The sequence below is a fragment of the Plantibacter sp. M259 genome (assembly GCF_006065115.1).
Lineage (GTDB): Bacteria > Actinomycetota > Actinomycetes > Actinomycetales > Microbacteriaceae > Plantibacter > Plantibacter auratus.
In genome coordinates this window covers 2,043,330-2,069,950 of the sequence record NZ_CP040750.1, presented here as the reverse complement: position 1 = coordinate 2,069,950, position 26,621 = coordinate 2,043,330, and the positions used below count along the sequence as shown (strand labels likewise).

General features: G+C 70.1%; 25 protein-coding genes and 2 pseudogenes. 16 read left to right on the top strand and 11 right to left on the bottom strand.

What is annotated here, in order from left to right:
- The first annotated feature begins 42 nt into the window (after nt 1–42).
- Nucleotides 43–1,287 carry an MFS transporter gene (locus FGL15_RS09580; protein WP_138945858.1) on the top strand — a complete coding sequence of 415 codons (1,245 nt, stop codon included), beginning with the start codon at nt 43–45 and terminating at the stop codon, nt 1,285–1,287.
- A 288-nt stretch (nt 1,288–1,575) separates the two neighbouring features.
- A pseudogene (gene nucS / locus FGL15_RS09575) lies at nt 1,576–2,270 on the top strand (endonuclease NucS).
- A gap of 109 nt (nt 2,271–2,379) precedes the next feature.
- On the opposite strand, the gene FGL15_RS09570 reads toward nucS, so the two are convergent.
- Genes FGL15_RS09570 through FGL15_RS09555 form a run of 4 tightly spaced genes read right to left on the bottom strand, consistent with a single transcriptional unit; the run spans nt 2,380 to nt 7,517 of the window.
- Entirely contained in the window at nt 2,380–3,852 is a 1,473-nt protein-coding gene (locus tag FGL15_RS09570; RefSeq protein ID WP_086472615.1) for a GntP family permease, read from the bottom strand.
- Between the two features lie 40 nt (nt 3,853–3,892).
- Nucleotides 3,893–5,533: an amidohydrolase family protein gene (locus tag FGL15_RS09565; protein ID WP_205858721.1), complete on the bottom strand. Its 1,641-nt coding sequence runs from the start codon at nt 5,531–5,533 to the stop codon at nt 3,893–3,895.
- Nucleotides 5,530–6,189: a bifunctional 4-hydroxy-2-oxoglutarate aldolase/2-dehydro-3-deoxy-phosphogluconate aldolase gene (locus tag FGL15_RS09560; protein ID WP_137242815.1), complete on the bottom strand. Its 660-nt coding sequence runs from the start codon at nt 6,187–6,189 to the stop codon at nt 5,530–5,532. Before FGL15_RS09560 ends, FGL15_RS09565 begins: the two co-directional genes overlap by 4 nt.
- Before the next feature lie 23 nt (nt 6,190–6,212).
- Nucleotides 6,213–7,517, bottom strand: coding sequence for an amino acid deaminase (locus FGL15_RS09555; protein WP_138945857.1), 1,305 nt, complete (start codon nt 7,515–7,517; stop codon nt 6,213–6,215).
- Between the two features lie 158 nt (nt 7,518–7,675).
- Between FGL15_RS09555 and FGL15_RS21240 the strand changes: the two genes are divergently transcribed.
- From FGL15_RS21240 to FGL15_RS09535, 5 genes are all read left to right on the top strand, one after another.
- Nucleotides 7,676–8,191 carry a PfkB family carbohydrate kinase gene (locus FGL15_RS21240; RefSeq protein ID WP_255467740.1) on the top strand — a complete coding sequence of 172 codons (516 nt, stop codon included), beginning with the start codon at nt 7,676–7,678 and terminating at the stop codon, nt 8,189–8,191.
- Nucleotides 8,188–8,724, top strand: a complete 537-nt coding sequence (locus FGL15_RS21235) for a PfkB family carbohydrate kinase (RefSeq protein WP_255467838.1) — start codon at nt 8,188–8,190, stop codon at nt 8,722–8,724. The genes FGL15_RS21240 and FGL15_RS21235 overlap by 4 nt, the downstream gene beginning before the upstream one ends.
- Entirely contained in the window at nt 8,721–9,494 is a 774-nt protein-coding gene (locus FGL15_RS09545) for an IclR family transcriptional regulator (RefSeq protein ID WP_138945856.1), read from the top strand. Before FGL15_RS21235 ends, FGL15_RS09545 begins: the two co-directional genes overlap by 4 nt.
- Nucleotides 9,495–9,641: 147 nt before the next feature.
- Nucleotides 9,642–10,046: a RidA family protein gene (locus tag FGL15_RS09540; protein WP_064293914.1), complete on the top strand. Its 405-nt coding sequence runs from the start codon at nt 9,642–9,644 to the stop codon at nt 10,044–10,046.
- Nucleotides 10,047–10,285: 239 nt separating this feature from the next.
- The gene (locus FGL15_RS09535) at nt 10,286–11,176 is read left to right on the top strand and encodes an EamA family transporter (protein WP_138945855.1); all 891 of its coding nucleotides are present in this window, start codon (nt 10,286–10,288) and stop codon (nt 11,174–11,176) included.
- Between the two features lie 116 nt (nt 11,177–11,292).
- On the opposite strand, the gene manD is transcribed toward FGL15_RS09535, so the two are convergent.
- From manD to uxaC, 4 genes are all read right to left on the bottom strand, one after another.
- Nucleotides 11,293–12,531, bottom strand: coding sequence for a D-mannonate dehydratase ManD (manD, locus tag FGL15_RS09530; RefSeq protein WP_138945854.1), 1,239 nt, complete (start codon nt 12,529–12,531; stop codon nt 11,293–11,295).
- An 80-nt stretch (nt 12,532–12,611) separates the two neighbouring features.
- Nucleotides 12,612–12,839, bottom strand: coding sequence for a hypothetical protein (locus FGL15_RS20875; RefSeq protein WP_240773893.1), 228 nt, complete (start codon nt 12,837–12,839; stop codon nt 12,612–12,614).
- The gene (locus FGL15_RS09525; protein WP_240773891.1) at nt 12,836–14,080 is read right to left on the bottom strand and encodes a mannitol dehydrogenase family protein; all 1,245 of its coding nucleotides are present in this window, start codon (nt 14,078–14,080) and stop codon (nt 12,836–12,838) included. The genes FGL15_RS20875 and FGL15_RS09525 overlap by 4 nt, the downstream gene beginning before the upstream one ends.
- On the bottom strand, nt 14,077–15,489 hold the full coding sequence (gene uxaC, locus FGL15_RS09520; protein ID WP_138945853.1) for a glucuronate isomerase: 1,413 nt from the start codon (nt 15,487–15,489) through the stop codon (nt 14,077–14,079). The genes FGL15_RS09525 and uxaC overlap by 4 nt, the downstream gene beginning before the upstream one ends.
- A 190-nt stretch (nt 15,490–15,679) precedes the next feature.
- Here uxaC and FGL15_RS09515 point away from each other — a divergent pair, with 190 nt between their 5' ends.
- The 9 genes and pseudogenes from FGL15_RS09515 to FGL15_RS09480 all read left to right on the top strand — a co-directional run bounded on the left by FGL15_RS09515 (nt 15,680) and on the right by FGL15_RS09480 (nt 23,539).
- Nucleotides 15,680–16,942 carry an ABC transporter substrate-binding protein gene (locus tag FGL15_RS09515; RefSeq protein ID WP_168223364.1) on the top strand — a complete coding sequence of 421 codons (1,263 nt, stop codon included), beginning with the start codon at nt 15,680–15,682 and terminating at the stop codon, nt 16,940–16,942.
- Nucleotides 16,942–17,916: a carbohydrate ABC transporter permease gene (locus FGL15_RS09510; protein ID WP_138945851.1), complete on the top strand. Its 975-nt coding sequence runs from the start codon at nt 16,942–16,944 to the stop codon at nt 17,914–17,916. Before FGL15_RS09515 ends, FGL15_RS09510 begins: the two co-directional genes overlap by 1 nt.
- On the top strand, nt 17,913–18,857 hold the full coding sequence (locus FGL15_RS09505; protein ID WP_138945850.1) for a carbohydrate ABC transporter permease: 945 nt from the start codon (nt 17,913–17,915) through the stop codon (nt 18,855–18,857). Before FGL15_RS09510 ends, FGL15_RS09505 begins: the two co-directional genes overlap by 4 nt.
- A gap of 35 nt (nt 18,858–18,892) precedes the next feature.
- Nucleotides 18,893–19,693, top strand: coding sequence for a sugar phosphate isomerase/epimerase (locus FGL15_RS09500; protein WP_168223363.1), 801 nt, complete (start codon nt 18,893–18,895; stop codon nt 19,691–19,693).
- A 52-nt stretch (nt 19,694–19,745) separates the two neighbouring features.
- Complete coding sequence (locus FGL15_RS09495; RefSeq protein WP_205858720.1) at nt 19,746–20,735, top strand: Gfo/Idh/MocA family protein; 990 nt, start codon at nt 19,746–19,748, stop codon at nt 20,733–20,735.
- A pseudogene (locus FGL15_RS21495) lies at nt 20,651–20,842 on the top strand (Gfo/Idh/MocA family oxidoreductase); the annotation flags it as partial. The gene FGL15_RS09495 and the pseudogene FGL15_RS21495, both read left to right, overlap by 85 nt.
- Nucleotides 20,839–21,723 carry a sugar phosphate isomerase/epimerase gene (locus FGL15_RS09490; RefSeq protein ID WP_138945848.1) on the top strand — a complete coding sequence of 295 codons (885 nt, stop codon included), beginning with the start codon at nt 20,839–20,841 and terminating at the stop codon, nt 21,721–21,723. The pseudogene FGL15_RS21495 and the gene FGL15_RS09490, both read left to right, overlap by 4 nt.
- 86 nt (nt 21,724–21,809) lie before the next feature.
- On the top strand, nt 21,810–22,880 hold the full coding sequence (locus FGL15_RS09485) for a LacI family DNA-binding transcriptional regulator (RefSeq protein WP_240773888.1): 1,071 nt from the start codon (nt 21,810–21,812) through the stop codon (nt 22,878–22,880).
- Between the two features lie 134 nt (nt 22,881–23,014).
- A complete protein-coding gene (locus tag FGL15_RS09480; protein WP_138945847.1) occupies nt 23,015–23,539 on the top strand; it encodes a GrpB family protein in 525 nt (174 codons plus the stop codon).
- A gap of 20 nt (nt 23,540–23,559) precedes the next feature.
- On the opposite strand, the gene FGL15_RS09475 is transcribed toward FGL15_RS09480, so the two are convergent.
- The 3 genes from FGL15_RS09475 to FGL15_RS09465 form a co-directional block, all read right to left on the bottom strand.
- Nucleotides 23,560–23,937: a Rid family detoxifying hydrolase gene (locus FGL15_RS09475; RefSeq protein WP_138945846.1), complete on the bottom strand. Its 378-nt coding sequence runs from the start codon at nt 23,935–23,937 to the stop codon at nt 23,560–23,562.
- 9 nt (nt 23,938–23,946) lie between these two features.
- Complete coding sequence (locus FGL15_RS09470) at nt 23,947–24,687, bottom strand: AraC family transcriptional regulator (protein WP_138945845.1); 741 nt, start codon at nt 24,685–24,687, stop codon at nt 23,947–23,949.
- Between the two features lie 333 nt (nt 24,688–25,020).
- Nucleotides 25,021–26,520 carry a glycoside hydrolase family 36 protein gene (locus FGL15_RS09465; RefSeq protein ID WP_138945844.1) on the bottom strand — a complete coding sequence of 500 codons (1,500 nt, stop codon included), beginning with the start codon at nt 26,518–26,520 and terminating at the stop codon, nt 25,021–25,023.
- Nucleotides 26,521–26,621 lie beyond the last annotated feature (101 nt).

The following is a 26,621-nucleotide window of genomic DNA, read 5'->3' as shown; positions in this document are numbered from 1 at the left end:
CACCGAGCGCCCAGGCGCACCAGCACCGATCCCGAGGACCCTGTGTCAGAGCCGACCAACCCGCACACCGCCCCCGTCGCCCAGCGCCCACGCCGCGAACTCCTCGCCTGGCGCAACGCGATCTTCGTGATCTTCGCCCTGAGCGGCCTCAGTATCGCGACGTGGGTGGCGCGCATCCCCGCCATCCGCGACAACCTCGAACTGACCACCGGAGCCGTCGGGCTGCTCATCCTCGGCATGTCGATCGGATCGATCCTCGGCCTCGTCGCCTCCCAGCACCTCCTCGCGCGTCTCGGCCCGCGACACGGCATGCAGCTGACGCTCGGGCTCGTCGCGACCGGCTTGCTCCTCATCGGGGTCGGCGCGAGCCTCGTGCCACTCGAGGGCATCGTCCTCGTCGGGCTCATCATCTTCGGCTTCGGGAACGGCGCGCTCGACGTCATGATGAACGTCGAGGGCGCCGCGGCCGAGCAGGAGCTCGGCAAGACGGTGATGCCGCTGATGCACGCGTGCTTCAGCTTCGGCACGGTCGCCGGAGCGGGGCTCGGCGCACTCGCGTCCGCAGCCGGCCTCGAGGTCTTCTGGCACGCGCTCGTCATGGCGGTCGTCATCGCGATCGTCGCCGTCGTCGCCGTGCGCTTCGTCCCGGCAGAGCAGGTGGTGGCCGACGAGCTGGACGACGCACCGAAGGCGCCGTGGCAGGACCGTCTCCGCGAGAGCCTCTCGGTCTGGGCCGACGGCCGCCTCATCCTCATCGGCGTCATCATGCTCGGCATGGCGTTCGCCGAGGGCAGCGCCAACGACTGGCTCGCACTCGCCGTGGTCGACGGCCACGAGCAGAGCAACACGACCGGCGCGCTCGTCTACGGCGTGTTCGTCACCGCGATGACCGTCGGTCGCATCGTCGGCGGGCCGCTCATCGACCGCTTCGGCCGGGTGCCGGTGCTGCAGGTGTCGGCCGCCGCGGCGATCGCCGGACTCGTCCTGTTCATCCTCACGCCGGTCACCGGACTCATGGTCCTCGGCACCGTGCTGTGGGGCCTCGGCGCCTCCCTCGGGTTCCCGGTGGGCATGTCCGCCGCGGCCGACGACTCCAAGCGCGCTGCGGCACGGGTGAGCGCCGTCGCGATGATCGGCTACTGCGCGTTCCTCGTCGGTCCGCCGCTCATCGGCATCCTCGGCGACGCCATCGGCCTGCTGAACGCCCTGTTCGTCGTGCTCGTACTCATCGTGTTCGCCGGCCTCGCGTCGCCGGCCGCCCGCGAGAGCAGCCGCCGCAAGCGCTGAGCCCCGTTCGTTCGCCGGCACGCCCCGCCCGGCGAGGGTTCACAACTCCTGCTTGCGGCCAGTCCGCCGCCCACGCACGGTTCGCAACTCCTGCTCCTCGCATTACGTACAACCCCGTCGAGCCGAGAACAGGGGACTCAGGCCCCGACGGAGGGAAGATCAGCAGGAGTTGCGGGCGGAACTGTCGCGAGGGGAGCGGCCGCTCTCAACGGCCGGCAGGAGTTGTGCACACCCACCTGGGTCCGAGTGCGCGTCGGACAGCCAGGCGCGGAGGGTAGGCTCGTCGTCGTGCGTTTGGTGATTGCGGAGTGCTCGGTCGACTATGCCGGACGGTTGTCGGCTCACTTGCCGCTCGCCAAGCGGCTGCTCATGGTGAAGAACGACGGCAGCCTGCTCGTCCACTCCGACGGCGGCTCCTACAAGCCACTCAACTGGATGAGCCCGCCCTGCGTACTCACGACGGTCGAGCCCGACGAGACGCAGGCGGCGGCCGGGATCACCGAGCTGTGGAAGGTCACGCACAAGAAGACCGGTGACGCCCTCATCGTGTCGATCCACGAGGTCCACCACGACAGCTCGCACGAACTCGGTGTCGACCCGGGCCTCCAGAAGGACGGCGTCGAAGCACACCTGCAGAAGCTCCTCGCCGAGCAGATCGAGCTCCTCGGCGACGGCTACCGACTCATCCGTCGCGAGTACATGACCGCGATCGGCCCGGTCGACATCCTCGCCACCGACGCCACCGGGGCGTCCGTCGCGGTCGAGCTGAAGCGCCGCGGCGACATCGACGGCGTCGAGCAGCTCACCCGCTACCTCGAACTCATGAACCGCGACCCGCTCCTCGCCCCGTGCAGGGTGTGTTCGCCGCCCAGGAGATCAAGCCGCAGGCACGCACCCTCGCCCAGGACCGCGGGATCCGCTGCGTCGTCCTCGACTACGACGCGATGCGCGGCCTCGACGACAGCGACTCCCGCCTCTTCTGACGTCGACTGAGTCCCTTTCTCAGGAGTCCTCCTGCGCGCCGGCTTCACCCGGCATCGACGCGCCCGGACACTCCTGAGAAAGGCACTGGACCGACGGTCACCACTCGGGCTAGACGAAGAGCCAGATGAGGGCGACCATCCCGAAGCCGACGACCGAGAGGATGGTCTCGAGCACGGTCCAGGTCGCGAGCGTCTGCTTCACCGACATGTTGAAGTACTTCGCGATGATCCAGAACCCACCGTCGTTGACGTGCGAGAGCGTGATCGAACCCGCAGCGATCGCGATGCCGATGAGCGCCAGCTGCGGCTGCGAGTAGTCGCCGGCGAGCACGACCGGCTGCAGGATCCCCGCCGTGATGACGATCGCCGCGGTCGCCGAGCCCTGCGCGATGCGGAGGCCGGAGCTGATGAGGTACGCCGACACGATGATCGGCAGGCCGAGCGAACCGAGCACCTCGGCCAGTGCCGCACCCACACCCGTCGCCGAGATGACCGCGCCGAAGAACGCACCCGCACCGACGACGAGCAGGATCATGCCGATCGGCCGGAGCGACTGACCGGAGAGCTCGCCCAGCTCGGCGAGCGTCATGCCGCGCCGCACCCCCAGCACGTAGTACGCGAGGCAGACGGCGATCGTGAGCGCGACCGCCGGGTTGCCGATGAGCGTCAACGCTTCGAGGACCGGGCCGTTCGGGAGGGCGAGGGCACCGAAGGTGGCGGCGAGGATGAGCAGGATCGGCGTGATGATGATGAGACCGACGCTCCAGAGCGAGACGTCCTTGCGCTCGGGGGCGTCGTCCTCGGGCTCCAGCACGTACTCCTCCGGGACCGAGACCATGACGCGCTTCCCGATCCAGAGCGGCCAAGCGATGCCCGACGCGATGAATGCCGGGATGCCGCAGAGGAAGCCCATGAGGATGAGCCAGCCGAGCCCGACCTCGAAGGTGCCGGCGAGCGCGGTCGGCCCCGGGTGCGGCGGCAGGAACGCGTGCGTCATGGAGAGGCCGGCGAGCATCGGGAGCGCGTAGAGCACGAGCGACTTCCCGCCGCGACGCGCGGTGATGTAGACGAGGGGCGCGAGGACGAAGATGCCGACGTCGAAGAACACGGGGATACCGAAGATGAGACCGGTCAGTCCCATCGCGATCGGAGCGCCGCGTTCTCCGAAGCGACCGAGCAGCTTCCGGATGAGGACGTCAGCACCGCCGGAGCGCTCGAGGATCGCGCCGAGCACGGTGCCGAGACCGATGATGATCGTGATGTGCCCGAGGATGCCACCGAAGCCGGTCTCGAGGAGCGACGCCCCCGGCTTGATCTGCTCGTCGTCGAAGGGGTCCGGCACGGCCACGCCGACGATCTGGTAGATGCTCGTCCCGGTCGCGAGCGCCAGGCCGATGCCGACGATGAAGAGCGAGATGAACGGTTCGAGCTTCACCCGGATGATGAGGAACAGCAGCACCGCGATGGCGACGGCGCAGAGGATGAGCAGGCCGGGGGTGGTCTGCTGCAGCCACCCGATGGGATCGCTCGGGGCTGGTGCGGCGGCGGCTACGACGCTGCGCGCGAGGGCGGTGATGGGCATGGGAGTACCTTCTGTGTCGGCGGTGAGGAAGGGGAAGCGATCAGGCCGGGCGTCGGCGGATCGAGCGGCCGGGGACGGCGTCGGAGCGGCGGCCGTCGGCGATGACGGCGACACCGTTCACGAAGACCCACGGGATGCCGGCGGCCTGTTGCCGAGGCTCGGCGAACGTCGCGCGGTCGGCGATGGTCGTGGGGTCGAACAGGACGAGGTCGGCGACGGCTCCGACGCGGAGCACGCCGCGGTCGCTGAGGCCGAGGCGCGCGGCCGGTCGCGAGGTGAGGTGGGCGACGGCGTCTTCCAACCCGAGCACCCCCTCCTCGCGGACGTAGTGGCCGAGGTAGCGCGGGAAGGTGCCCCAGGCACGCGGGTGTGGCTTCGCGCCGATGAGGATCCCGTCGCTCCCGCCGGTGTGGGCCGGGTGCACCATCATCGTGCGCACGTTGGCCTCGTCGCCGACGTGCTGGAGGATGCCGGTCGCGAGCCGATCGGCTTCGAGGAGCGCGAAGAACAGGGCTGTCGGGTCCCCCGACCACGCGTGTCCCGCATCCTCCGCGGCGATGTCGGCGACGGTCCGCCCGACGAAGCCGGCGAGCTCGGGGTTCGCGACGCCGGAGATCTCGATGGTGGTCCAGTCGGTGACGACACCGTGACAGCCGTCGGTGCCGAGCACCTCGAGCTCGTATCGGATCCGCGCACGGACGTCGTCGTCGCCCAGACGCTCGATCGTCGCGTCCGGCCCGCCGACCGCCGCCCAGCTCGGCAGCAACGCCGACAGCGTCGTGGACCCCGGCAGGTACGGATAGGTGTCGAGCGTGATGTCGACCCCGTCGGCGATGGCGGCGTCGATGAGCGCCACGAGTTCGGCGGCCCGGCCGGCGTTGATGCCGAAGTTCATCGTCGCGTGCGTGAGGTGCAGCGCGCACCCGGACCGGCGACTGACGTCGATCATCTCCGCGTACGCCTCGAGTGCGCCCTTGCCGTACGACCGCTGGTGCGGTGCGTAGAAACCGCCGTGCTCCGCGACGGTGCTGCACAGCGCGACGAGCTCCTCGGTGTCGGCGAACATGCCGGGCACGTAGGTGAGCCCGGAGGACATGCCGACGGCCCCCTCCCGCATCCCGGCGGCGACGACCTCCTGCATGTGAGCGATCTCGTCAGCGGTCGCCCGGCGGTTCTCGGTGCCGACCACGAGCATCCGGACGGAGCCCTGCGGCACCAGGTAGGCGACGTTCAGCGCGGCCCCGCGGTCGACCCGGTCGAGGTACTCGCCGACGGTCCGCCACGCGAAGTCGACGTCGTCGGGCTGGCCGTTCCAGCCGGCGATCTGCTGCCGGACGATCGCCATGGTGCGGTCGTCCGTCGGGGCGTAGGAGAGCCCGTCCTGTCCGAGGACCTCCGTGGTGACGCCCTGCGAGACCTTGGCGAGGTGCTCGTGGTCGCGGAGGACGGCGAGGTCGGAGTGGGCGTGCATGTCGATGAAGCCTGGCGACGCGACGAGACCGTCGGCGTCGATGATCAGGGCGTCAGCGGGTGCGTCGGACTCGGCGGACGCCCCGATCGCGATGATGCGGCCCCCGTCGATGAGGAGCGACCCGTGCACGCTCGGTCCGCCGGTGCCGTCGACGATGCGAGCGCCGCGGATGACCACCGCGCGCGTTCCGTCCGTCGGTCGCGATGTCACGGCAGGAGGGCCGCCGTGGTGAAGGCGGTCGCACGCTCGGTGACCCCGGCCCAGTCGGCGGCGGCGACGTCGGCGGCGCCGACCACGCTCGACCCCGCGGTCACGGCGGCGGCGCCGGCCTGGATGTACTCCCGCGCGTTGCCGGCGTGCAGTCCGCCCGACGGCACGAGCCGGAGACCCGGGAACGGACCCTTGAGGTCCTTGAGGAAGCCGGAACCCATGGCGGCGGCGGGGAAGATCTTCACCGCGTGGGAACCGAGCGACGCCGCGCGCATGACCTCGCTCGGTGTCATCGCACCGAGCAGGAACGGGATGCCGGCGGCGGTGGCGACCTCGGCCACCTCCTCGCTCAGACCGGGCGTGACCAGGAACTGCGCACCGCTGTCGATGGCGCGCTGCGCGGTGTCGCGATCCACGACCGTCCCCGCGCCGATCACGGCCCCGTGGTCGCCGATCGCGTCGGCCGCAGCGCGGATGAGTGCTTCGACGCCCGGCGTGGTGAAGGTGAACTCCACGCTGCGGATCCCGCCCGCGGCGAGCGCCCGGCAGAGTTCGACCGGGTCGGGGATGACGGGTACGCGGACGACGGCGATGGCGCGGTCGGCGTACAGGGCGTCGAGGGCGTGCGGCGTGGAGGGAGGGGTCTCGAGCGTCATGCGGGGCTCCTGTTCGGTTCGGCTCAGCCGAAGGTGGTGGTGACGGCGTCGACGGCACTCGGTTCGGCGAGACGGACGTCGTCGATGACCACGAGGGCACGCCACTTGTCGAAGGTGGTGCACGGGTGGGAGAGGCCCAGGCGGATGACGTCGCCGACCTCGACGTCGCTGCCTGGCGGCAGGGAGACGAAGGTGTGCTGGTCGTTCATGGCCGTGGTCGTCGCGCCTGGGAGCGGCTCGACGGTGGCGGATCCGGCGCGGCGGACGCCCTGCACCTCGGGGAGCCCCTCGTCGAATGGGAAGTCGCGCTTCCCGCCGTCGACGAGCGCGAGGCCGGGCTCGGGGCGGGAGACGATCGTCGCCCAGCCGTGGATCGCAGAGCGGAAGTCGCCGGTGCCGTCGTGGCGTCCGAGCGGGGTGATCCCGCGGTAGAAGCCGTCGTCGTGGGTGACGTACGCGCCGGAGCGCAGCAGCACGTCGACGGCGCGTCCGTGTGCACCGTCGAGGTCGCGCAGTCCGGCGAGGACCTCGGCGACCACGTCGAAGTAGGCGCTGCCCCCGGCGGTCACGAGGACGGTCCCGACGCGTTCGTCGTAGCGGCCGTCGGCGAGGAGTCCGGTGTGGAGGTCGGCGAGCGACTCCAGGTAGTCGCGGACGATCTGCAGCGAACCGTCGTCGCCGTGGTGGGCGAGCGCTCCCTCGTAGCCGCTGACGCCGGCGAGTGCGAGCTCGGGTGAGGCGACGACGGCCTCGGCGATCTCGAGCGCGGTGGCCTGGTCCCGAGCTCCGGTGCGGCCGCCCGGCGCACCGAGTTCCACGAGCACGTGGAGGGGGCGACGGGGCGGCTGCTCAGCCAGCACGCGCGACATGATCTGCACCGCGCGGACGGAGTCGGCCCACACGACGATCTCGGCGTCGCCGCTGTCGAGGGCCCGCCCGACGGCGCGCAGGTGTTCGGGCTGCACGAGGGCGTTGGCGAGCATCACGCGGGGGATCGACCAGTCGAGCGCGACGGAGAGCTGCCACGGGGTCGCGACGGTGATGCCCCAGGCACCCGCGTCGAGCTGACGCTGCCACAGGGCTCGGTTCATCGTCGTCTTGCCGTGCGGCGCGAGGCCCACTCCGGCGCGGTCGCACCACTGTCGCATGGTCTCGACGTTGTCGGTGACCGCCGAGCGGTCGAGCGTGACGAGCGGCGTCGTGAAGTCGGCGAGCGCCGGTCGACCGGCGAGGAACGTGGCGGCGTCGGTTCCGACGGACGCCGGCGGGAAGCCCTTGAGGCTGCCGTCGAGCACGCCTAGCTCGCCGGCATCGAAGTCGTCCGTCATCGTCTCCTCGTTTCGCGATCGAGCGCCGCACCCGCCGACGTCGTGAGCATCAGGCGTTGCGCATCTTGCAACGTACATTGCATCCGGCGCTACGTCTGTTCTAGCATTGCGTCCACAGGCCGTCAACCGGACCCGGCCGAGACGCGAGGGGAACCGTGATGACGACGTCACCGTCCACCGTGAGCACGATCGGCGAAGCGATGGTCGTCCTCCTGCCCGAGGGCCAGCTCCCCGTCGCCAAAGCCCGCGAATACCGGACGGGCGTCGGCGGTGCCGAGTTCAACGTCGCCTCCAGCCTGGCGCGCCTGGGCGTCCCAACCCATTGGATCTCGCGCCTCGGCGACGACGGGTTCGGCGACTACATCCTCGAGACGGCCCGGCACGACGGCGTCCTCACCGACGCCGTCGAACGCGACGACCACCGGCCCACCGGCCTCTACGTCAAGGAGACGGTCGTGAGCGCCGACGGCGACCGTCGGCCGCGGATGCACTACTACCGCAGCGAGTCCGCAGCGTCGCAGCTCGGCGCCGACACCCTGCGGCACGAGGCGACCCGGGCGGCCATCACCGCCTCCGCCATCGTGCACACCTCCGGCATCACCCCGGCCCTCTCCGACTCGACGGCGCTGCTCGTGGGCGGACTGGGCGACGCGCTCCCCGAGACACCGTCCTGAGCGTCGACCTCAACTTCCGGCCGCGACTCTGGGAGCGTCGCTCGACCGCCCCGCTGCACCGCCTGCTCGATCAGGCGTCCGTCCTGTTCCTCGGCGTCGACGAAGCGGAGCTGTTCTTCGGCCACACGGACGCCGCCCGCCTCTTCGCCGAGCTGCCGACCCTGCAGCGCATCGTGCTCAAGGACGAGGAGAACGCCGCGACCACCCTCCACCGCGGCTCCGAGGCGGGCATCGAAGTGCGTTCGTTGTCGGTCGACGTCGTCGAGACCGTCGGTGCGGGCGACGCGTTCGCCGCCGGCTACCTCGCCGGGCTGGCCTCGGGTCGCACCGACGCCGCCTGCACGCGGCTCGGCCACGCGGTCGCGGCGTCGACGCTCATCTGCCACGGCGACCGCCCCGAGCTCGTACCCGACGCGCAGGGCGTCAGCACCATCGTCGAGGCGGCCGATGAGGAGTGGGCGTCGTGGCGCATCACCGCGGACCACCCGCTGCCGTGGACGACCGTCGGAGCGCACGGGATGATCGACGCATGAGCCAATCGCTGTCCCGCGCGCTCGACCTCCTCCGCGAGATCGTCTCGGGCACCAACTCCCTCGACGCGCTCGCGGCGACGGCCGGCGTGCACAAGACCACGGTGCTGCGCCTGCTCAACACGCTCGAGGAGCACGGCTTCGTCACGCGCGACGCGTCGTTCCGGTACCACCTCGGGCGGGCGATGTTCGAGCTGACCCAGACCGCACTCGACGAGCAGGACGTCCGCGGCGTCGCCGCTCCGCACATCCGGGCGCTCGGAGCGGCCACGGGCCAGACGGTGCACCTCGCCGCCTACGAGGGCGGCTCCGTCTTCTACATCGACAAGGTCGAGTCCCGTCAGCCCCTCCGCATGTACTCGCGCGTCGGCCTGCCCGCCTCCCTGTACGCGACCGGCGTCGCGAAGGTCCTCCTTGGCGGACTCGACGAGGCGGAGCGTCGACGCGTCGTCACGGGCATCGTGTTCGAGCGGTACACCGACAAGACCATCACCGACGCCGACGCCCTGCTCGCCGAGATCGAGCGTTCGACCGAACGCGGATGGGCCGAGGACCACGAGGAGCACGAGAGCTTCATGAACTGCGTGGCCGCGCCGGCCTTCGGGCCCGACGGCCGGGTCACGGCGGCCGTGTCGATCTCGGTTCCGACGATGGTGCTCCCCCACAGCGGCGTCCGGGCGCTCCTGCCGCAGCTCCTCGCCACCACGACCGCGATCTCCGCCGAACTCGGCTACGCACCGCCGGCGCCCGCCGAGGCCCCCGCCACCGCCTGACCTCCCGCCCGTCCCGTCCCTGAGCCCCACCATCCGGTCCGAGAGACCACCTCCACCGGTCCCCGAGACCACCTCCCCCGGTCCCTGAGACCACCTCCACCGGTCCCTGAGCTTGTCGAAGGGCCACCAACCGAAGGACACACCCCCATGACCGAACGCACCGCCATCTCCACCACCGACGCCCCGGCTCCCGCGCACACCTTCTCCCAGGGGGTCCGCAAGGGCAACTTCGTCCAGGTCTCCGGCCAGGGCCCCGTCGACCCCGCGACGAACGAGTACCTGTTCCCGGGCGACGTCGCCGCGCAGACCACCCGCACGCTCCAGAACGTCGAGGCGATCCTCGCGGCCGGCGGCGCGACCTTCGACGACGTCATGATGCTCCGCGTCTACCTCACGAAGCGCGAGGACTTCGCGATCATGAACGACGCCTACGGCGAGTTCGTCGGTTCGCGCGTCAAGGGTGGCGTCCTGCCCTCGCGCACCACGGTCTTCACGGGTCTTCCCCGCGAGGAGATGCTCGTCGAGATCGACGCCATCGCCATCGTCGACTGAGGCAGGTCCGGTCGCCCAATTCTGGGCGACCGAGTGTTCGTTCGCCCATCTTCGGGCGAGCGAACACGCCTCGCCGGAGGCTGGTAGCGTGGTGCGCGATAGCGCCTAGGGTTCCGGAGCGACAGCTCGACTGGTCCGAGCGGCGCCACGGTCGGCGGCCAGCCGACGACCGTCATCTGACAGGATAAAAGCCCGGAGGACCCTGATCGTCGCGCCCGCGAGGATCGGAAGGGTCTCACGTGTCTCTGCTCGCCGTCACCATCGTCCTCGCCGCCGCAGTCTGCCACGCGGCGTGGAACATCATCGCCCACGGCGTCAGCCGGATCGGCATGCCCTTCCTCTGGTGGGGCGCCGTGGCGAGCACCGTGCTGTGGGCGATCGTCGTCCCGTTCACCGGCGGTCTCGGTACGGACGACCTCGCCGGCTTCGCCATCGGCGTCGTCGTCTCCGCCGTGCTGCACTACGTCTACATGCTCGTGCTGCAACGCGGCTACGCCAGCGGACGCCTCTCCACCGTCTACGCCACGGCACGCGGCACCGGCCCGACGATCAGCGTGATCATCGCCGTCCTCGTCCTCGGCGAGCGCCCGTCACTGCTCGCCCTCCTCGGTGTCGCGGCGATCGTCGTCGGCGTCGTCGCGATCGGGTTCGTCGACCACGGGAGCGACCCGGCACCGGTCGCAGTCGACGTACGTGCCACGCGCCGACGCGTCGACCCCGCGGTCGCCTTCGGGCTCCTCACCGGGGTCGCGATCGCGGCCTACACGATCTGGGACGCGCACGCCGTCCGCACGTGGGGCGCCTCGCCCGTCGCGTTCATGGTCGGCTGCACCGCGGTCGAGGTCGTGCTGTTCTCCGGTTCGCTCGGTCGCCGGGCACGCGAGCTGCCGGCGGTCCTGCGCGCGCACTGGCCGCGCATACTCGCCTTCGGGGTGCTCTCGCCGATGTCGTACATCCTCGTGCTCGTCGCCATCACCATGGCACCGGTCGCGCTCGTCGCGCCGATGCGCGAGGTGAGCGTCATCCTCGTCAGCCTGTTCGGCGCGCTCGTGCTCCGCGAGGGTCGGCCCGTGCGCCGGATCGCCGCGGCCGTCATCGTCGTGATCGGCGTCGCCCTCCTCGCAGGCTGACCTGGCTCCGACACGTTTGGTGAGCGCGCCCCTGCGACGTGAGCGCGGGCCTCCGGAGGGGCGCGCCCACGCCACAGGGGCGCGGTCGGGTCAGCGCACCGCGCTGGCCGCAGGGATCACCAGTCGTGGACGGTGCCGTCTGCGAGACGGTTGTAAGGCAGGTAAGCGCGCTGGTACGGGTACTTCCCCGCCTGGTCGACGTCCAACTCGACACCCAGCCCCGGTGCTTCTCCCGGGTGCAGCATGCCGTTCTCCCAGGTGTAGGACTGCTGGAACACGGCGTCGGTCTTCTCGCCGTGCTTCATGTACTCCTGGATGCCGAAGTTGTGGATCGCCAAACCCAGGTGCATCGCGGCGGCCATCCCCACCGGCGAGATGTCCGTCGGCCCGTGCATGCCCGACTTGATCTGGTACTGCGACGCGTAGTCGAGGACCTTCTTCAGATGGGTGATCCCGCCGGTGTGCGTGACCGCGCTGCGCACGTAGTCGATGAGCTGCTCCCGAATGATCTGCTGGTAGTCCCACACCGTGTTGAAGATCTCCCCGATCGCGAGCGGCGTCGTCGTGTGCTGCCGCACGAGCCGCAACGCCTCCGGGTTCTCCGCCGGCGTGCAATCCTCCAACCAGAACAGGTCGTACGGTTCGAGGCTCTTGCCGAGCTTCGCGGCCTGGATCGGCGTCATCCGGTGGTGCCCGTCGTGCAGCAACGGCAGCTCCGGACCGAACTCGTTCCGGACCGCCTCGAACACCGTCGGCAGGTGACGCAGGTACGACCGGGTGTCCCAGTCCTCCTCGTTCGGCAGGCCACCGCGCTGCGCCGGCTCGTGGTCGTAGCGGACGCCGGTGTTGCCCTCGAACGTCGCGTTCGACGCGATGCCGTAGATCGACTTCAGCCCCGGCACCGCCGTCTGGATGCGGATGGCCTTGTAGCCCTGCGCCTGGTGCTCGCGCACGCTGTCGAACAGCTCCTCGTTCGTCTTCCCCGACGCGTGCCCGTAGGCGAGCAGCCCCGTCCGGGACGCCCCGCCCAGCAGCTGGTACACCGGCATGCCCGCAGCCTTGCCCTTGATGTCCCACAGCGCCATGTCGACCGCCGCGATCGCCGCCATCGTCACGGGACCCCGCCGCCAGTACGCCGAGCGGTACAGGAACTGCCAAGTGTCCTCGATCCGCGACGCATCGCGCCCGAGCAGCAGCGGCACCACATGCTCGGTCAGATACGCCACCACCGCGAGCTCGCGGCCGTTCAGCGTCGCGTCGCCGAGGCCGGTCAGGCCGTCATCGGTCGTGAGCTTCAACGTCACGAAGTTCCGGTCGGGACTCGTGACGATGACCTCGGCCTTGTCGATGTTCATGGGTACTACTCCTTCGTGCGTTGCGGCCGATGTGGCCGGGGTGGTTCCGACGGACTGCGGGTCGGCTGCAGTGGCGGGTGTCAGGGGTTCCGTGGGCGTCCGGTCAGCTCGTCGACCAGCTGCTCCAGCTCGGTGACGAGCATGGAACCGTCATCCGGCTCCGCGTCGAGGAGGCGGGGATCGATCAGGCGCACGAGCGCAGCGGTCCGCTCCCGACCCTGGAATCGGAGCGCCTCTGCGACGGCGGCACCGCTCGCATCGCCCGGGCGGTCGTCGCTCTGCACGGCCGCCACCCACGCGGCGATCACGCGCAGGGACCCGGTTCCCGGCCGACCGGCGGCCCGTTCCGCGAGGAGGGTCGACACGATCCGCACCCGCAGTTTGGTGACCCCTCGAGCGCGATCTGCTGCAGTCGATGCTCGATGCGCGCGTTGTCGAAGCGCTCCAGGAGTGCGGTGCGATACGCCGTCAGCCCGAGGTCGTCAGGCAGGTGGCGTTCCGTCTCGTCCCAGTACTCCTCGACCCAGGCCCGGCACTGCTCGTCGCCGACCGCCTCGGCGACCGTCGTATGACCGCGCAGCGGGCCCGCATAGGCAAGGAGGCTGTGGGCGCCGTTCAGCAGCCGCAGTTTGCGTTGCTCGTAGGGCTCGAGGTCGTCGACGAACCGGGCACCCGCGGACTCCCACGCCGGCCGCCCGGCGGGGAAGTCGCCGCTCAGCACCCAGTCGGTGAAGGGCTCGGTGACGACGGGAGCGGCGTCGGCGAATCCGGTGAGGGTCGCGGCCGTCGCTTCGTCGGCAGGCGTGGGACGCGGGGTGATGCGGTCGACCGAGGACGAGACGAACGAGACCTCGTCGGCGATCCACCGAGCGGTCTCCGTGCGGACCCGGTCGGCGAGGGCGAGCATCGCGCGACGGACGAGCGCACCGCCGTCGGCGATGTTGTCGCACGGCACGATCGCGATCGGACCGGCCCCGGCGCGACGACGGGCTTCGAGGCCGAGGAGCAGCCTGCCGAGCGTCGTCGTCGGTCGGGCGGCGCGGAGGTCCGCCCGCTCGACGAAGGCCTCGGTCAGCAGAGCGACGTCGTGCTCGACCGCAGGATCCGACGCGTCCGGCCTCCCTTCGGCATCGAGCCGATACCCAGACTCGGTGACGGTGAGCGTGACGATGGCCGTCGTCTCGGCGGCGAGGAGGTCGTGGAGCCGTGCCACGTCGACACCGTCCCTCGCTTCGACGATCGAACCGACGATCGTGGCCGAGTCGCCGTCCGCCGAGCGCTCGACGACCGTGTAGAGGCAGTCCTGCGCGTCCAGGTCGACTGCGGCCTGCGGACTCCGGCCGGTGAAGGCGGCGATGCCCCACTCGTGATCGGGGTCGGCGAGCTGGGTGTACCAAGCCTGATGGGCGCGGTGGAAGGCGCCGAGTCCGAGGTGGACGATCCGGACCGGCGCCGATGGGAACTCGGGCAGCCGTGCTCGGGTCAGACGCGGGACCGCCTCCGCCCCCGGCCCTGCGGCGGCACCGGCCACGTCCGTCACGGTGCTCACAGCTTGAACACCCGTCGCGGCTGGTCGACGACGAGGTCGAGGATGATGCGTTCGGCCGTCGCCTCGTCGATGCGCCCCTCCCGCACGAGTCGCGCGAGGAAGGACGCGTCGAGGCGCCGGGACATGTCGTGTCGGGCGGGGATCGAGAGGAACGCCCGCGTGTCGTCGATGAAGCCCGATCCGCGTGAGAACCCGGCCGTCTCCGTCACGGCGGACCGGAAGCGCAGGACGGCGTCGGGTGCGTCGAGGAACCACCACGGTGCGCCGATGAAGACACTCGGGTAGAACCCGGCGAGCGGTGCGATCTCCCGCGAGTAGCTCGTCTCGTCGACGCTGAAGAGGACGAGGTGGAACCCCGGAGCCGTGCCGAACCGCTCCAGCAGCGGACGCAGGGGGCGGACGTAGTCGGTGCGGACCGGGAGGTCGTGCCCGGTGTCCGACCCGAAGCGGGCGAGCGTCGGCGCGTGGTGGTTGCGATGGACGCCGGGGTGCACCGTCATGACGAGGCCGTCCTCGACGCTCATCCGGGCGCTCTCGAACAGCATGTGCGCGGCGAACCGCTCGAGGTCGGCGTCATCGGCGGTCCCCGACAGCGCGCGGTCGAACAGCGCTGCGGCGTCCGCCTCCTCGAGTTCGAGCGTGAGTGGTTGCGGGACACCGTGGTCGGCCGACACCGCGCCGTGCTCGATGAAGTGGCGACGGCGCCCGGCGAGTCCTTCGAGATAGCCGCGGTAGCTGCCCCCCGGCGTCCCGTTCCAGGCGGCGAGCGAAGCGACTCGCTCCGCCCACCCGGCCTTCGCCGGATCGAGGTACGCGTCGGGCCGGAAGGTCGGCAGGACGCGCCCGCTGAAGGTGGGGTCCGCCGCGAGGGCGGCATGCGCGGCGAGGTCGTCCATCGGGTCGTCGGTGGTCGCGAGCACCTCGATGCGGAAGCGGTCGAACAGCGCACGCGGACGGAACGCCGGCGCTTGGAGCGCGTCCTGGATCGTGTCGAAGAGCCGGTCGGCGTTCGCTCCGTCCGGTTGCTCCGTGACACCGAACTGCTCACCGAGGATCGAGCTCAGCCAGTACCCGGAGGCGGTGCCGGCGTACAGGTGCCAGTGCTCGCAGAAGCGTCGCCAGGCATCCCGCGGCGCGGCGACGGCACCACGCTCCGCGAGGTCGGGCACGCCGACGTCCGCGAGGGAGAACCCGGCGGCGTGCAGCAGGCGGGTGACGTAGTGGTCGTGCCGGAGGAACAGCTCGGTGGCGTTCGCGAACGTGGTGTCCTCGACGAGGATCGCCGGATCCACGTGCCCGTGCGGCGAGATGATCGGCAGGGCCTCGACCGAGCGGTAGAGCGCCCTGGCGACGTCGCGCGTCCCCGGGTCGGCGGGGAGGAGGCGGTCTGGATCGTTCTGCAGCGTCATTGGCACGCCTCCATTGAAACCGGGGGACCGCGGTCTGTCAACCGATTGCCACACCCTTCTGGCAATCGCTTGCCAGATCGACGACCGTCTGCGAGACTGATCCCGCTTCCGCCCGGAACCGTCGTGGTCCAGCACCACTGAAACGCTTCAGCGACGCGAGGAGCAGACCCCGCTATCAAAGGAGATTGCAGTGGCAAACAGCGTTCGTATCGGAATCGCGACCGCGGGAATCCTCGCCCTCGCACTGACCGCGTGCTCGGGACCGGGTGGCGACGACTCGGCCGACGGCCCGGTGACGCTCGAGTTCTGGGCCTGGGGCTCGAACATCGACAAGCGCGTCGAGGTGTGGAACCAGGCAAACCCCGACATCCAGGTCAACATCTCGCAACCCGCGAGTGGAGCGGACATGCCGGTCCGCGTCCTGAGCGCGGTGCGCGCCGGTGACGGCCCCGACATCGCGCAGGCCGAGTACACGCAGTTGCCGACCTACGTGTCGGCCGGCGTCCTCGCCCCACTCGACAGCGCGAAGCAGGACCTCGAGGAGGCCTACTCCCCCACGGTGCTCGAGAGCGTGTCCTTCGACGACACCGTCTACGGCGTTCCGCAGGACCTCGGACCGGCGCTCTTCGTCTACCGGAACGACCTCTTCGCGCAGTACGGCCTCACCCCGGCCGCGAGCTGGGACGACTTCCGGGCCCTCGCGGAGCAGGTCCGCACCCTCGACGGTGACCGCTACCTCTTCAACTTCAGCTCGATCGACGCCGACCAGTTCATGGGACTCGCCCTGCAGAACGGCGCCCAGTGGTGGGACTACTCCGACGAGCAATGGGGCGTCGACATCGACAGCGCCGAGACGCAGGAGGTCCTGGACTTCTGGCAGGGCATGGTCGAGGACGATCTCGTGAGCACCTACCAGACCGGCAGCCCCGAGCAGATCGAGGCCACCGCGAGTGGCCGGGTGCTCGGCACGATCGCCGGCGCCTGGGCTCCCGGTCCGCTGCTCAACCAGTACCCCGACACGGTCGGGCTCTGGTCGGCCGCGCAGATCCCGCAGTGGGACGCCGCTGATCCGCGGGTCTTCGCCCGCGGCGGTTCGGCCAACGTCATCCTCAAGGAGAGCCCGCACTACGATCAGGCGCTCGAGTTCATCACCTGGCTGAACGCGTCCGATGAGGGCGCCGAGGGGCTCGTCGAGGTCAACAAGTTCACCGGTGCCCTGCACGGCCAGGAGATCGACCGCACGCCGCCGGAGCTCATGCCCGAGGACACCACCTACTGGCCGAGCGCCACGGAAGCGGCGTCGAAGCTCGTCACCGTGCAGTGGGGCCCGAACACGCAGGTGGCCTTCACCGCCATCACCGACGAGCTCGGCAACGCCATCGAGGGGACGAGCCCGTGGGCGGACGTGCTCCCGAAGGTGCAGGACATCGTGGAGAAGGACCTGGCCGGCTGATGACCGCGCCGACCATCGAGCGGGACCGCGGTCGGACGGAGGACGATCCGACCGCGGTCCCCACCAGACGGCGCGTCTCGCTGACCCGCCCGCACCACCTGTTCGCCTGGGTGCTCATCGCTCCCGCTGTGGTCCTGTTCGTCTTCGTGTTCGTCATCCCGATTGTGTACTCCGGCGGGCTCAGCCTCATGGGCACCGCGGCCGGCGCGAGCGCGTACGGCGTGCGCGAAGAGGTGTTCGTCGGCCTCGGCAACTACACGAAGGTGCTCCAGGACCCCACGTTCTGGACGAGCCTCGGCAACCTCGCCGTGTACGCGCTCTTCCTCGTGCCGATCATGATGCTCACGGCGATGCTGTTCGCGCTGCTGCTCGACCTCCCGAGAGCCCACCTCCGCGCGTTCAGCCGCATGGCGATCTTCCTGCCGTACGGCGTGCCGAGCGTCATCGCAGCACTCATGTGGGGCTTCCTGTACGTGCCCGAGATCAGCCCGATCTACCAGCTCGCCGAGACCTTCGGCCTGCAGTTCCCGACGTTGCTGCGCGGCGACCTCGTCATGACGGCGATCATCAACGTCGTGCTGTGGGGCGGGATCGGCTTCAACACGATCATCCTCTACACCTCGCTGCAGTCGTTGCCGAAAGAACAGATCGACGCCGCCCGCATCGACGGCTGCAACGAACCGCGCATCGCCTGGTACATCAAGCTGCCCCACATCGTGCCGGCCACGATCCTCACCGGGCTCTTCTCGATCATCGGCGCGCTCCAGGTGTACAGCGAGCCGCAGATGCTCTCGAGCCTCACCCCGGCCATCAGCTCGACCTACTTCCCACTGATGCGGGTGTACCGGGACGCCTTCGCCCACGACGACCTCAACTCGGCGTCGGCGGCATCCATCATCCTCGCCCTCGCCACGGTGCTGCTGTCGCTCCTGGTGCTCGGCGGGCAACGCCTCGCAGCTCGGAGGAACGCATGACCACCACCGCACGCACCGCGGAACGCGCGGAGGAGGACCGTCGCGCTCGCGAGACCGTCGTCCGCGCCGATCGTGGCCGCATCCGCAAGCCGAAGGAATCCGTCAGCCTCGTCCACAAGCTCGGTGGGATCCTCCCGACGATCGTCCTCCTGATCGCCGTCCTCTACTTCCTGCTCCCGATGGTGTGGGTCGTGTTCGCCGCCACCAAGAGCACCGGCGAGCTGTTCTCCACGAGCGCGTTCACCTTCGGGTCGAGCCTCGTCGACAACATAACCGACCTGTTCGCCTACGAGAACGGCTCCTTCGCGCGCTGGTTGGGCAACAGCTTCATCTACTCGATCGGCGGCGCTCTCCTGTCGACCGCCGTCTCGGCCGCCGCCGGCTACGCGCTCGCGCTCTACCGATTCCCGGGCAAGAAGGCCGTCATGGTCGGACTGCTCGCGGGCGTCCTGCTCCCGACGATCACGCTCGCGATCCCGCAGTACATGCTCTTCGCGCAGCTCAACCTCACGAACACCTACTGGGCGGTGCTCATCCCGATCTCGATCACCCCGTTCGGGATTTACCTCTCCTACGTGTTCGCACGGGGCTCGGTGCCGCAGGAACTCCTCGAGGCGGCCCGGGTGGACGGGTCGAACGAGGGGCGCACCTTCGTCTCGATCGGCCTGCCGCTCTTGTTCCCCGGCCTCGTGACGGTGTTCCTCTTGCAGTTCATCGGCGCCTGGAACAACTTCCTGCTGCCGTACATCATGCAGTCGAAGTCGGAGCTGTCGCCCATCACGGTCGCCATGTTCCTCATGCTCAACCGTGGCGGTAGCGAACCGGTGCTCTACTCGGTCGCCATCGCCGGGGCGCTCGTCGCCGTCATCCCCGTGGTGATCTTCGTGCTCGTCCTGCAGCGGTTCTGGCGCCTCGACCTCATCTCGGGGAGCCTGAAGTAGCGATGACCATCCCACCGACGACGGAACGGAACCACATGTCCGACACGAACCCGACCGCCCAGCGGCACCCGCTCACGGGGTACGGCGTGATCGTCCCCTCCGAACGCATCCCCGGTGCGTTCGCGTCCGGAGCCGACTACGCCGAACCGACCATCGTCGGCAACCTCGTCGTCGCCGACGGAGCCGGGTGGACGCGCCATCCCGACTACGACGCGAGCGTCCGACGCGGGTCGTTCGCCATCCTGTTCCCCGGCGACCTGTCGCTCGCCGACCCCGGATTCCCGGCGGAACGCGTCACGGCGTACCTCGACGCCGTCATGCCGATCATCGGTTCGGTCTCGGAGCCCGGCGCGAAGATCGTGTTCGGGAGCGGGACGGCGCGCACCATCCCCGCCGGGGTGGACGTCGCGGCCGCCCGCGCGCGGTTCGCGGAGGTCGTCGTCGAGACGCGCGACGCGGCGGAGCGGAACGGACTGCAGATCGTCCTCGAGCCACTGAACCGGGACGAGACGAACCTGCTCAACTCGCTCGACGAGACGGTCGCCTTCCTCGACGAGTTCGGGATCGACCGCGTGCCCGTCGTCGCCGACCTCTTCCACATCATGCTGGAGGAGGAGCCGCTCGCCGTCGTCCAGGCCCTCGGCGACCGCATCGGACACGCCCACATCGCCGACGCCGGACGACGGCCACCCGGCCAGGGCGACTGGCCGCTCACCGAGTTCATCACGGCCCTGCGTGACGGCGGCTACGACGGCCCCATCACCGTCGAGTGCCTCTTCGAGGACTTCGAACCGGAGCTCGAAGCCGCCCTCGCGCACCTCCGCCAGCTCGCCTGAGCCGGCACGGACACCGACCCACCCCACGCACAGAACTGGAGCGAACCCCCGCATGTCCCGACCGCACCGCATCGCCATCGCCGGCGCCGGCATCATCTCGAAGCAGCACGGCATCGTCATCGACCAGCTGCGCGACGAGTTGGAACTCGTCGCCGTCGCCGACCCTGAGCTCGCGAAGGCGGAGGCCCTCGTCGCCGAGCGCGGCGGACGGGCGTTCACGACCCTCGCGGAGGCGCTGGCGCAGACCGACCCCGACATCGTCGTCGTCTGCACGCCCACCGGTCTGCACGCCGACCTCGCCATCGAGGCACTGGAGGCCGGCAAGCACGTCATCATCGAGAAGCCGGCCGACGTCACCGTCTCGCGGACGGACGACATCATCGCCGCCCAGGAGCGCGCCGGCACCGTCGTGACGGTCATCTCCCAGCACCGCTTCGACCCCTCGACGGAGATCGTCCTCGCCGCCGCCGAGCGCGGAGACCTCGGGCGCATCACCTCGGGCATCGCCTCGGTCGACTGGTGGCGCGGGCAGAGCTACTACGACTCCGGCGACTGGCGCGGCACCTGGGCGCTCGACGGCGGCGGCGCGCTCATGAACCAGGGCGTGCATACGGTCGACCTGCTGGTCGCGCTCCTCGGACGCCCCGTCGAGGTCTTCGGCTACACCGCGCTCCTCGCCCACGAGCGCATCGAGACCGAGGACGTCGCGGTCGGTGTCGTCCGCTTCGCATCCGGCGCCCTCGGTGTCATCCACGGCTCGACGGCCGTCTACCCGGGCCTCGTCGCGCGGCTGCAGGTCCACGGTGACCGCGGCTCCGCGGTCATCGAGAACGACCAGCTGACGTACTTCCACTCCACCCCGCGGGGACCGAACGCGCCGAGGCCTTCTTCGGATCGCAGGGCAAGGACACGAACCAGGCGGCGCAGTTCGCCGACGAGACGCAGGCGGGCTCGAGCGTCGCCGGACAGATGTCGGACGCGCACCTGCACCAGTACCGGAACGTGCTCGCCGCGATCCGCGGGGAGGAACCGCTCCGCGTGACGCTGGCCGAGAACCGTCAGGCGATCTCGATCATCACGGGTCTCTACGAATCCGCACGCACGGGCCAGCCGGTCCGGCTCGACGCCGTTGCGGCGGTGGCCCGATGAGCGCGCAGCGGACGAACCGGGTGGCCGCGAACCCCATCCCGTACTGGAGTGCCCGCGGCAAGACCCGCGAGGTGTTCGAGGAAGCCTTCGCCGACTTCCAGCGCATCGGGTTCACCGCGGTGAAGGCCGACATCCCCGAGGGCATGACCGCGGACGAGTACCGCACGTGGATCGGCGGCTACGGCCTCGCACCATCGCTCAGCCTGTTCAGCAGCGCGTTCGACGAGACGATCGACCTTGCCGAGGTCCTCGAGGCGGCGAAGGCGTTCGGGGCGGCGCAGGCCTCCCTCGGACTCGACCGCACGATGATCTCCTCGATGGCGGTCCCGGCGCGCATGGCGACGCCGGCCATCGGCGCCGACTTCTCCCAGGAGCGTCTCGACCTGGCCATCGAGAACGCCGGCCGGACCTGCGAGGTCCTGCTCGCCGAGGGGATCCGCCCCCTGCACCATTCGCACGTCGGTGGTGTCTTCGAGACCGAGCACGAGATCCGCAGTCTGCTCGACACCCTCGGACCGGGTCTCATCGGGTTCGGGCCCGACACCGGACACCTCCGCTGGGCGGGGGCGGACCCGGTCGCGATGATCACCGACTACCGCGACCGCGTCGGCGGCATCCACATCAAGGACGTCTACGCCGATCACCTCGACGGCGCATCGGACGGCGCGTTGAGCTACCACGAGACCTCCCAGACGAAGCGGCTGTGGGCGGAACCCGGGCTCGGTGTGCTCGACTTCGACGCGATCGTCGCGGCGATGCCCGCGGACTACGACGGCGACTACATGATCGAGGTCGACTTCCCGAGCGTCGAGAGCGTCTACGAGTCGCACCGCCTGTCGTACGAATGGGCCAGCCACGCACTCGATGTCGCGACCCGCTGAACCGGCCGACCTGAGCCGATACGCCGGAGCCGCGGCAGTACGATGGCTCAGGTCGCCGAGGGCGGCGATCGAGAGGAGCGAGCCCCATGAGCACCTCTGACGCATCCGCCGAGATGGTCGCTCCCGAGCCCGGGACGCCCGAACCCACGGCCGGGGTCCCGAAGACGAAGCGTGCTGCGACGATCTACGACATCGCGCAGCTCGCCGGCGTCAACCCGTCGACCGTGTCGCGGGCGCTGAGCCGCCCCGGCCGCATCAACGAGAAGACGGCGCAGAAGATCCACGACGCGGCCAAGCAGCTCAACTACGTGGCGAACCCCGCCGCCAGGGCGCTCCCCACCGGGCGCACCGGCACGCTCGGCCTCATCGTCGCCGACATCACGAACCCGATGTTCTTCGACGTCGTCCGCGGCGCGGAGCGCGAGACCGCCGAGCGCAACTACACGCTCGTGCTCGCGGAGTTCAAGGAGTCGGCGGAGATGGAGCTGCTGACCGCCAGGCGGCTCATGCCGTCGGTCGACGGTCTCATCCTCGCGACCTCGAGGCTCCTGCCCGACGACGTCCGCGCGCTGGGCCAGGAGAAGCCGGTGGTGGTGATCAACCGTCAGGTCGACGACGTCGACAGCATCGTCGCCGACATCGACCCCGGCCTCACCGAGGCGATCGACCATCTCGCAGCCCTCGGGCACCGCCGCCTCGCGTTCGTCTCCGGCCCCGGTCGGTCCTGGATGTCGCGGCATCGGTGGAGCCGGACGCGGGAGCTGTGCGCCGAACGCGGCATCGAGACGGTGCGGGTGCCGTCGACGCAGCCCGACATGGCGGCGGGCAGGGCGGCGGCTACGGCCGTGCTCGAGACGGGTGCCACCGCGGTCCTCGCCTACAACGACCTCCTGGCCATCGGCATCATGCTGGAGCTGCGCTCACGTGGTGTCGAGATGCCCGCCCAGCTGAGCCTCATCGGCTTCGACGACATCTTCGGTTCGGACTTCACGACACCGGCACTCACCTCGATCCGCAGCCCGCACATCGCCTCCGGCTCCTACGCCGTGCAGACCCTCTTCGCGCACCTCGGGGGCACCGAGGTCCCGACCATCACCGACCTCGCGACCACGCTCATCATGCGCGAGTCGACCGCCCCGCCGCCGACCACGGACTGAGTCGGGGCGTCACCCAGCCCTTCGACAGGCTCAGGGACCGGGGTGGGCTCAGGGACCGGGGTGGGCCCAGGGACCCGGGATGGGCTCGGGAGCGGCCCTCGCCCGGGGACCGACCGCGGGGTACGCTCGATCCGATGATCGAGCTGAGCCCGCACCGGACGGAGTGGGCGGCGGCGTTCCGACACGAGGCGACACAGCTCTCGGACGTCCTCCTCGAACGCGTCGACGCGATCGAGCACATCGGGAGCACCGCCGTCCCCGGTCTCGTCGCCAAGCCGATCATCGACCTCGCCGCGAGAGCGACGGCAACCATCGACCCGTTCGACCTCGGACCACTCCTGGCCGGGCTCGGGTACGAGCCGAACGCTGCGGGACCGAAGACGCATGCCGTGTACGTCCGCTCGGAGGGAGTCCGTCGCACCCACATCCTCCACGTGTTCGGCTCAGACGCGTGGGAGCACTGCGACCAGCGGCTCTTCCGGGACAAGCTGCTGCACCACGCGTCCGCTCGGCGCCGGTACCAGGAGCTCAAGTTGGAGCTCGCCAGGACCGACGACGGCCGCGCCTACACGGCGGCGAAGTCCCCGCTCATCGAGGAGCTGCTGAACGAGGAGCGGACGAGCCGGGGGCTTGCGCCGACCACGGCCTGGGACAAGTAGGGCCTCCCTTGGCCTGGCCCTCAGGCGACCAGTTCGATCTCGACGCGCGCGCCGAGCGGCAGTCCGACGACCGCGACCGTGGTGCGCGCCGGGTATGGCGCCGAGAAGACCGTCTCGTAGACGCTGTTCATCGACGCGAAGTCGGCCATGTCGACGAGATAGACGTTCACCTTGACCACGTCGCCGAACCCGCGACCAGCGGCCGTCAGCACCGACTCGAGGTTGGCGAACACCTGGCGGGTCTGCTCGGCGACATCACCGTCGACGAGGGCTCCGGTCGCCGGATCGATGGGCGTCTGCCCGGACAGGTACAGCGCTCCGGTCGGCGCGACCGCGGCATGTGAATACGGCCCGACGGGCTTCGGAGCGTGCGGATCGGTCACCGTGGATCGCGTCATGGCCTCAGCCTAGGGAACGCTTGTGGGTTCCGCTGCGGCTCGACGCGAGGGTGACGCTCGGGTACTCGCCGAAGCGGGTCGTGTACGAGGCTGCGAAGCGCCCGAGGTGGGTGAACCCCATCGCCTGGCGACCTCGGCGACCGTCGTGAGGCCCGGTTCCGCATCCCGCAGCTCCTGTCGGACGCGATCGAGCCGGATCGACCGCAGGTAGTCGGTGGCGGTGACGTCGTACTCGCGGCGGAACGCCGCCTGCAGACTGCGCAGGCTGATCCCGGCGGCAGCGGCGATCTCGTCGGTGCCCATGGGCCGGTGGGCGTTCGCGATCATGAATTCGACGGCGGCGCGGGTCTTGCCGCCCGACGGCGCCGCCAGGTCGATGCGCGGCTGCAGGGCGACGTGCGGGAAGACCTCGAGCAGCGTGACAGCGGCTGCTCGGTTCGCCTCGGCGCGCAGCAGTGCGGAACTCCCGTCGTCGTAGACCACCCGGGCGACGGTCGCCACCGTCTCGGTCCAGCGCCGCAGGGCGTCGCCCGACGGGCGGAACGTGGTGTCGAACCGGATCGGACCCACCGACCCCTCGGTCTCCCCCGCGACGCCCTCGAGATAGGCGCCGCCGAAGTGCATCATGTTGAGCCGGTAGTCGATGAGGTCGAACTGCGCGGGGCGGTCGTTCGCGAACATCGCCGGCTGCCCGTGGAGGAACTTCATCGGCGAGCCGAGCAGGTCCGAGACGCCTTCGCCACGCGTCATCCAGGAGACGACGTACTCCCCTGAGTGAACGACGCGCCCGTGATCCGCCCTCGACCTGCGAGGCTCGGAGAGAGAGGTCGTCGTCTCCGGTGGAGGTGAAGCGGTATCCGAACTCAGCTGCCGTCGGCTCGACCGTCATCCTGCCGATCCGGTAGGCCTCACGGTAGAGCTCGCGAGCGTCGTCGACGTCGCTCCCCGCAGCCTCGAACCGCTCCGCGGACCCTGGTTTCGCGCTCATCCTGCTCAGAATCCCACGACTGTGCCAAAGCTCCACTTCTGCGCGGTCGGCGTTCGTTTATCGGATAACGCCGGTTCGCCACCGAGTGCCAGGCGTCACCCGATGTACGAGGTGTCGGAGCGGGCCTCTCCCGCCACGACGGCCGTCAGGTCGACCTCGCGGCCGTCGAGCCGGAAGGTGAACCGCCCCGTCTGCTCGACCGTCGGCGTCTCCGTGAGGTACTGGCGGAGTTCGGCGCGTTCGCTCTCGTGCAGCCAGACCACCGGGTCGGAGGTCGACTTGAACTCGAGGATGGCGGCGACGTCCTGGAGTATGCGACGTTCGACGGGATCGAGGAGGTTCCGAGCGCTGCGGAAGTAGACGGCGTCGGGGTCGACCTCGTAGACGTCCTTCAGCCAGACTCGGTTGACGGAGTCGACGATCGAGTTCCACGCCCCGACGCCCGACGGATCGCCGACGCGTTCGGCGTTGTCCCAGAACGGACCGACATCCGGCCCCACTCGTGCGCCGTCGAACACCCCGATGGACGGGATCATCGGAACGCCGCAGCCGAGCAGGTACACGTCGTCGCCGACGGTCTCCCTGATGAACGAGATCGCATCCCGGTAGGCGGTCTCGCGGTGGACGTCCTGGTGTCGCCGACCGGTGACGGCCCCCGCGTACATGAAGTCGAGCTTGAGATAGCTGAAGCCCCACCCGGTGACGCGCTCGAAGACCTCGCGGAGGTGGTCCTGCACCTCCCGCTGGGTGGTGTCGAGCGAGTAGTAGTGGGAGTTCCAGTTGTAGCCGGTCGCCAGCGGGCGGCCGGCGTCGTCCTGCACGAGGAGGTCGGGGCGCTCCCGCGCGATCGTGGAGTCGGGAAGTGCGATCATCGGGGCCAGCCAGAGCCCCGGGCGGAACCCGGCCTCGGCGATGCGACCGGCGGTGGCCTGCATACCGGACGGGAAGTCCGGGCCGGCCGTCCAGTCGCCCACGATCGGCTCCCAGCCGTCGTCGAGCTGGAACACGTCGAAGGGGTACCCGGTGAGGTCGGCGACGGTGCGGGCGACCAGCTCCTCGTCGATGCCCTCGTAGTAGGAGTACCAACTGCTCCAGACGCGACCGGCGCGCTGCGAGCGCCGCCCGAGCCGTTCGGACAGGATGGCCGCGTAGTCGGCGAAGGCCTGCTGCTCCGGCCCGAACGTGACGAACCACTCGGCTTCGTCGGTCTCGCTCCGCGCCCAGATCGTGTTGCGGTCGGCACCGACCCGGGGGTTGCCGAGCCCGAGGGTGCCGATGAGCAGGACGGTGCCGTCCGGGGCCGCGATGGCTCCGACACCACTGCCGGAGTGGAGGTGCGGGGTCTCGTTGACCGCGTCGTCGGCGGTGAGCAGCCGGTCGGGGCTGTTCTTGATGCCGATGGTCTCGCCGTCGGTGGTGGTCCACCCGCTCGGGCTCCACGAGTTCCACCCGTGCCGGTAGAAACCGGTGTCGCCGAAGGGGTGGAGCAGCGCGACCGGACCTGCGGGCACGACGAACCCTGTGCCCGTGGCGGTCGGTTCGCCGGCGAGGTTCGCGGGGATGCGGAGGTCACCGAAGGTGAAGGTGTGCAGCATGGCCGGCTTTCTGTGTGGGTGGGCGCTCTCGGGATCGACGCGGGATTCCCGACCGCCGCCGCGGGGCTCCCGCGGGTAGAGTCGAGGAGGCGGAGTTAATA

Excerpts from the sequence above, each read along its gene's own strand:
- FGL15_RS09485 (WP_240773888.1), top strand. The coding sequence starts at position 21,810 with ATGAGCACCTCTGACGCATCCGCCGAGATGGTCGCTCCCGAGCCCGGG.
- FGL15_RS09495 (WP_205858720.1), top strand. The coding sequence starts at position 19,746 with ATGTCCCGACCGCACCGCATCGCCATCGCCGGCGCCGGCATCATCTCG.
- FGL15_RS09505 (WP_138945850.1), top strand. The coding sequence starts at position 17,913 with ATGACCACCACCGCACGCACCGCGGAACGCGCGGAGGAGGACCGTCGC.
- FGL15_RS09470 (WP_138945845.1), bottom strand. The coding sequence starts at position 24,687 with ATGACGCGTGGCGAAGGCGTCTCGGACCTGCTCGGCTCGCCGATGAAG.
- FGL15_RS09490 (WP_138945848.1), top strand. The coding sequence starts at position 20,839 with ATGAGCGCGCAGCGGACGAACCGGGTGGCCGCGAACCCCATCCCGTAC.
- FGL15_RS09500 (WP_168223363.1), top strand. The coding sequence starts at position 18,893 with ATGTCCGACACGAACCCGACCGCCCAGCGGCACCCGCTCACGGGGTAC.
- manD (WP_138945854.1), bottom strand. The coding sequence starts at position 12,531 with ATGAACATCGACAAGGCCGAGGTCATCGTCACGAGTCCCGACCGGAAC.
- FGL15_RS09480 (WP_138945847.1), top strand. The coding sequence starts at position 23,015 with ATGATCGAGCTGAGCCCGCACCGGACGGAGTGGGCGGCGGCGTTCCGA.
- FGL15_RS09510 (WP_138945851.1), top strand. The coding sequence starts at position 16,942 with ATGACCGCGCCGACCATCGAGCGGGACCGCGGTCGGACGGAGGACGAT.
- uxaC (WP_138945853.1), bottom strand. The coding sequence starts at position 15,489 with ATGACGCTGCAGAACGATCCAGACCGCCTCCTCCCCGCCGACCCGGGG.
- FGL15_RS09540 (WP_064293914.1), top strand. The coding sequence starts at position 9,642 with ATGACCGAACGCACCGCCATCTCCACCACCGACGCCCCGGCTCCCGCG.
- FGL15_RS09545 (WP_138945856.1), top strand. The coding sequence starts at position 8,721 with ATGAGCCAATCGCTGTCCCGCGCGCTCGACCTCCTCCGCGAGATCGTC.
- FGL15_RS09555 (WP_138945857.1), bottom strand. The coding sequence starts at position 7,517 with ATGACGGACGACTTCGATGCCGGCGAGCTAGGCGTGCTCGACGGCAGC.
- FGL15_RS09570 (WP_086472615.1), bottom strand. The coding sequence starts at position 3,852 with ATGCCCATCACCGCCCTCGCGCGCAGCGTCGTAGCCGCCGCCGCACCA.
- FGL15_RS09475 (WP_138945846.1), bottom strand. The coding sequence starts at position 23,937 with ATGACGCGATCCACGGTGACCGATCCGCACGCTCCGAAGCCCGTCGGG.
- FGL15_RS09465 (WP_138945844.1), bottom strand. The coding sequence starts at position 26,520 with ATGCTGCACACCTTCACCTTCGGTGACCTCCGCATCCCCGCGAACCTC.
- FGL15_RS21240 (WP_255467740.1), top strand. The coding sequence starts at position 7,676 with ATGACGACGTCACCGTCCACCGTGAGCACGATCGGCGAAGCGATGGTC.
- FGL15_RS09560 (WP_137242815.1), bottom strand. The coding sequence starts at position 6,189 with ATGACGCTCGAGACCCCTCCCTCCACGCCGCACGCCCTCGACGCCCTG.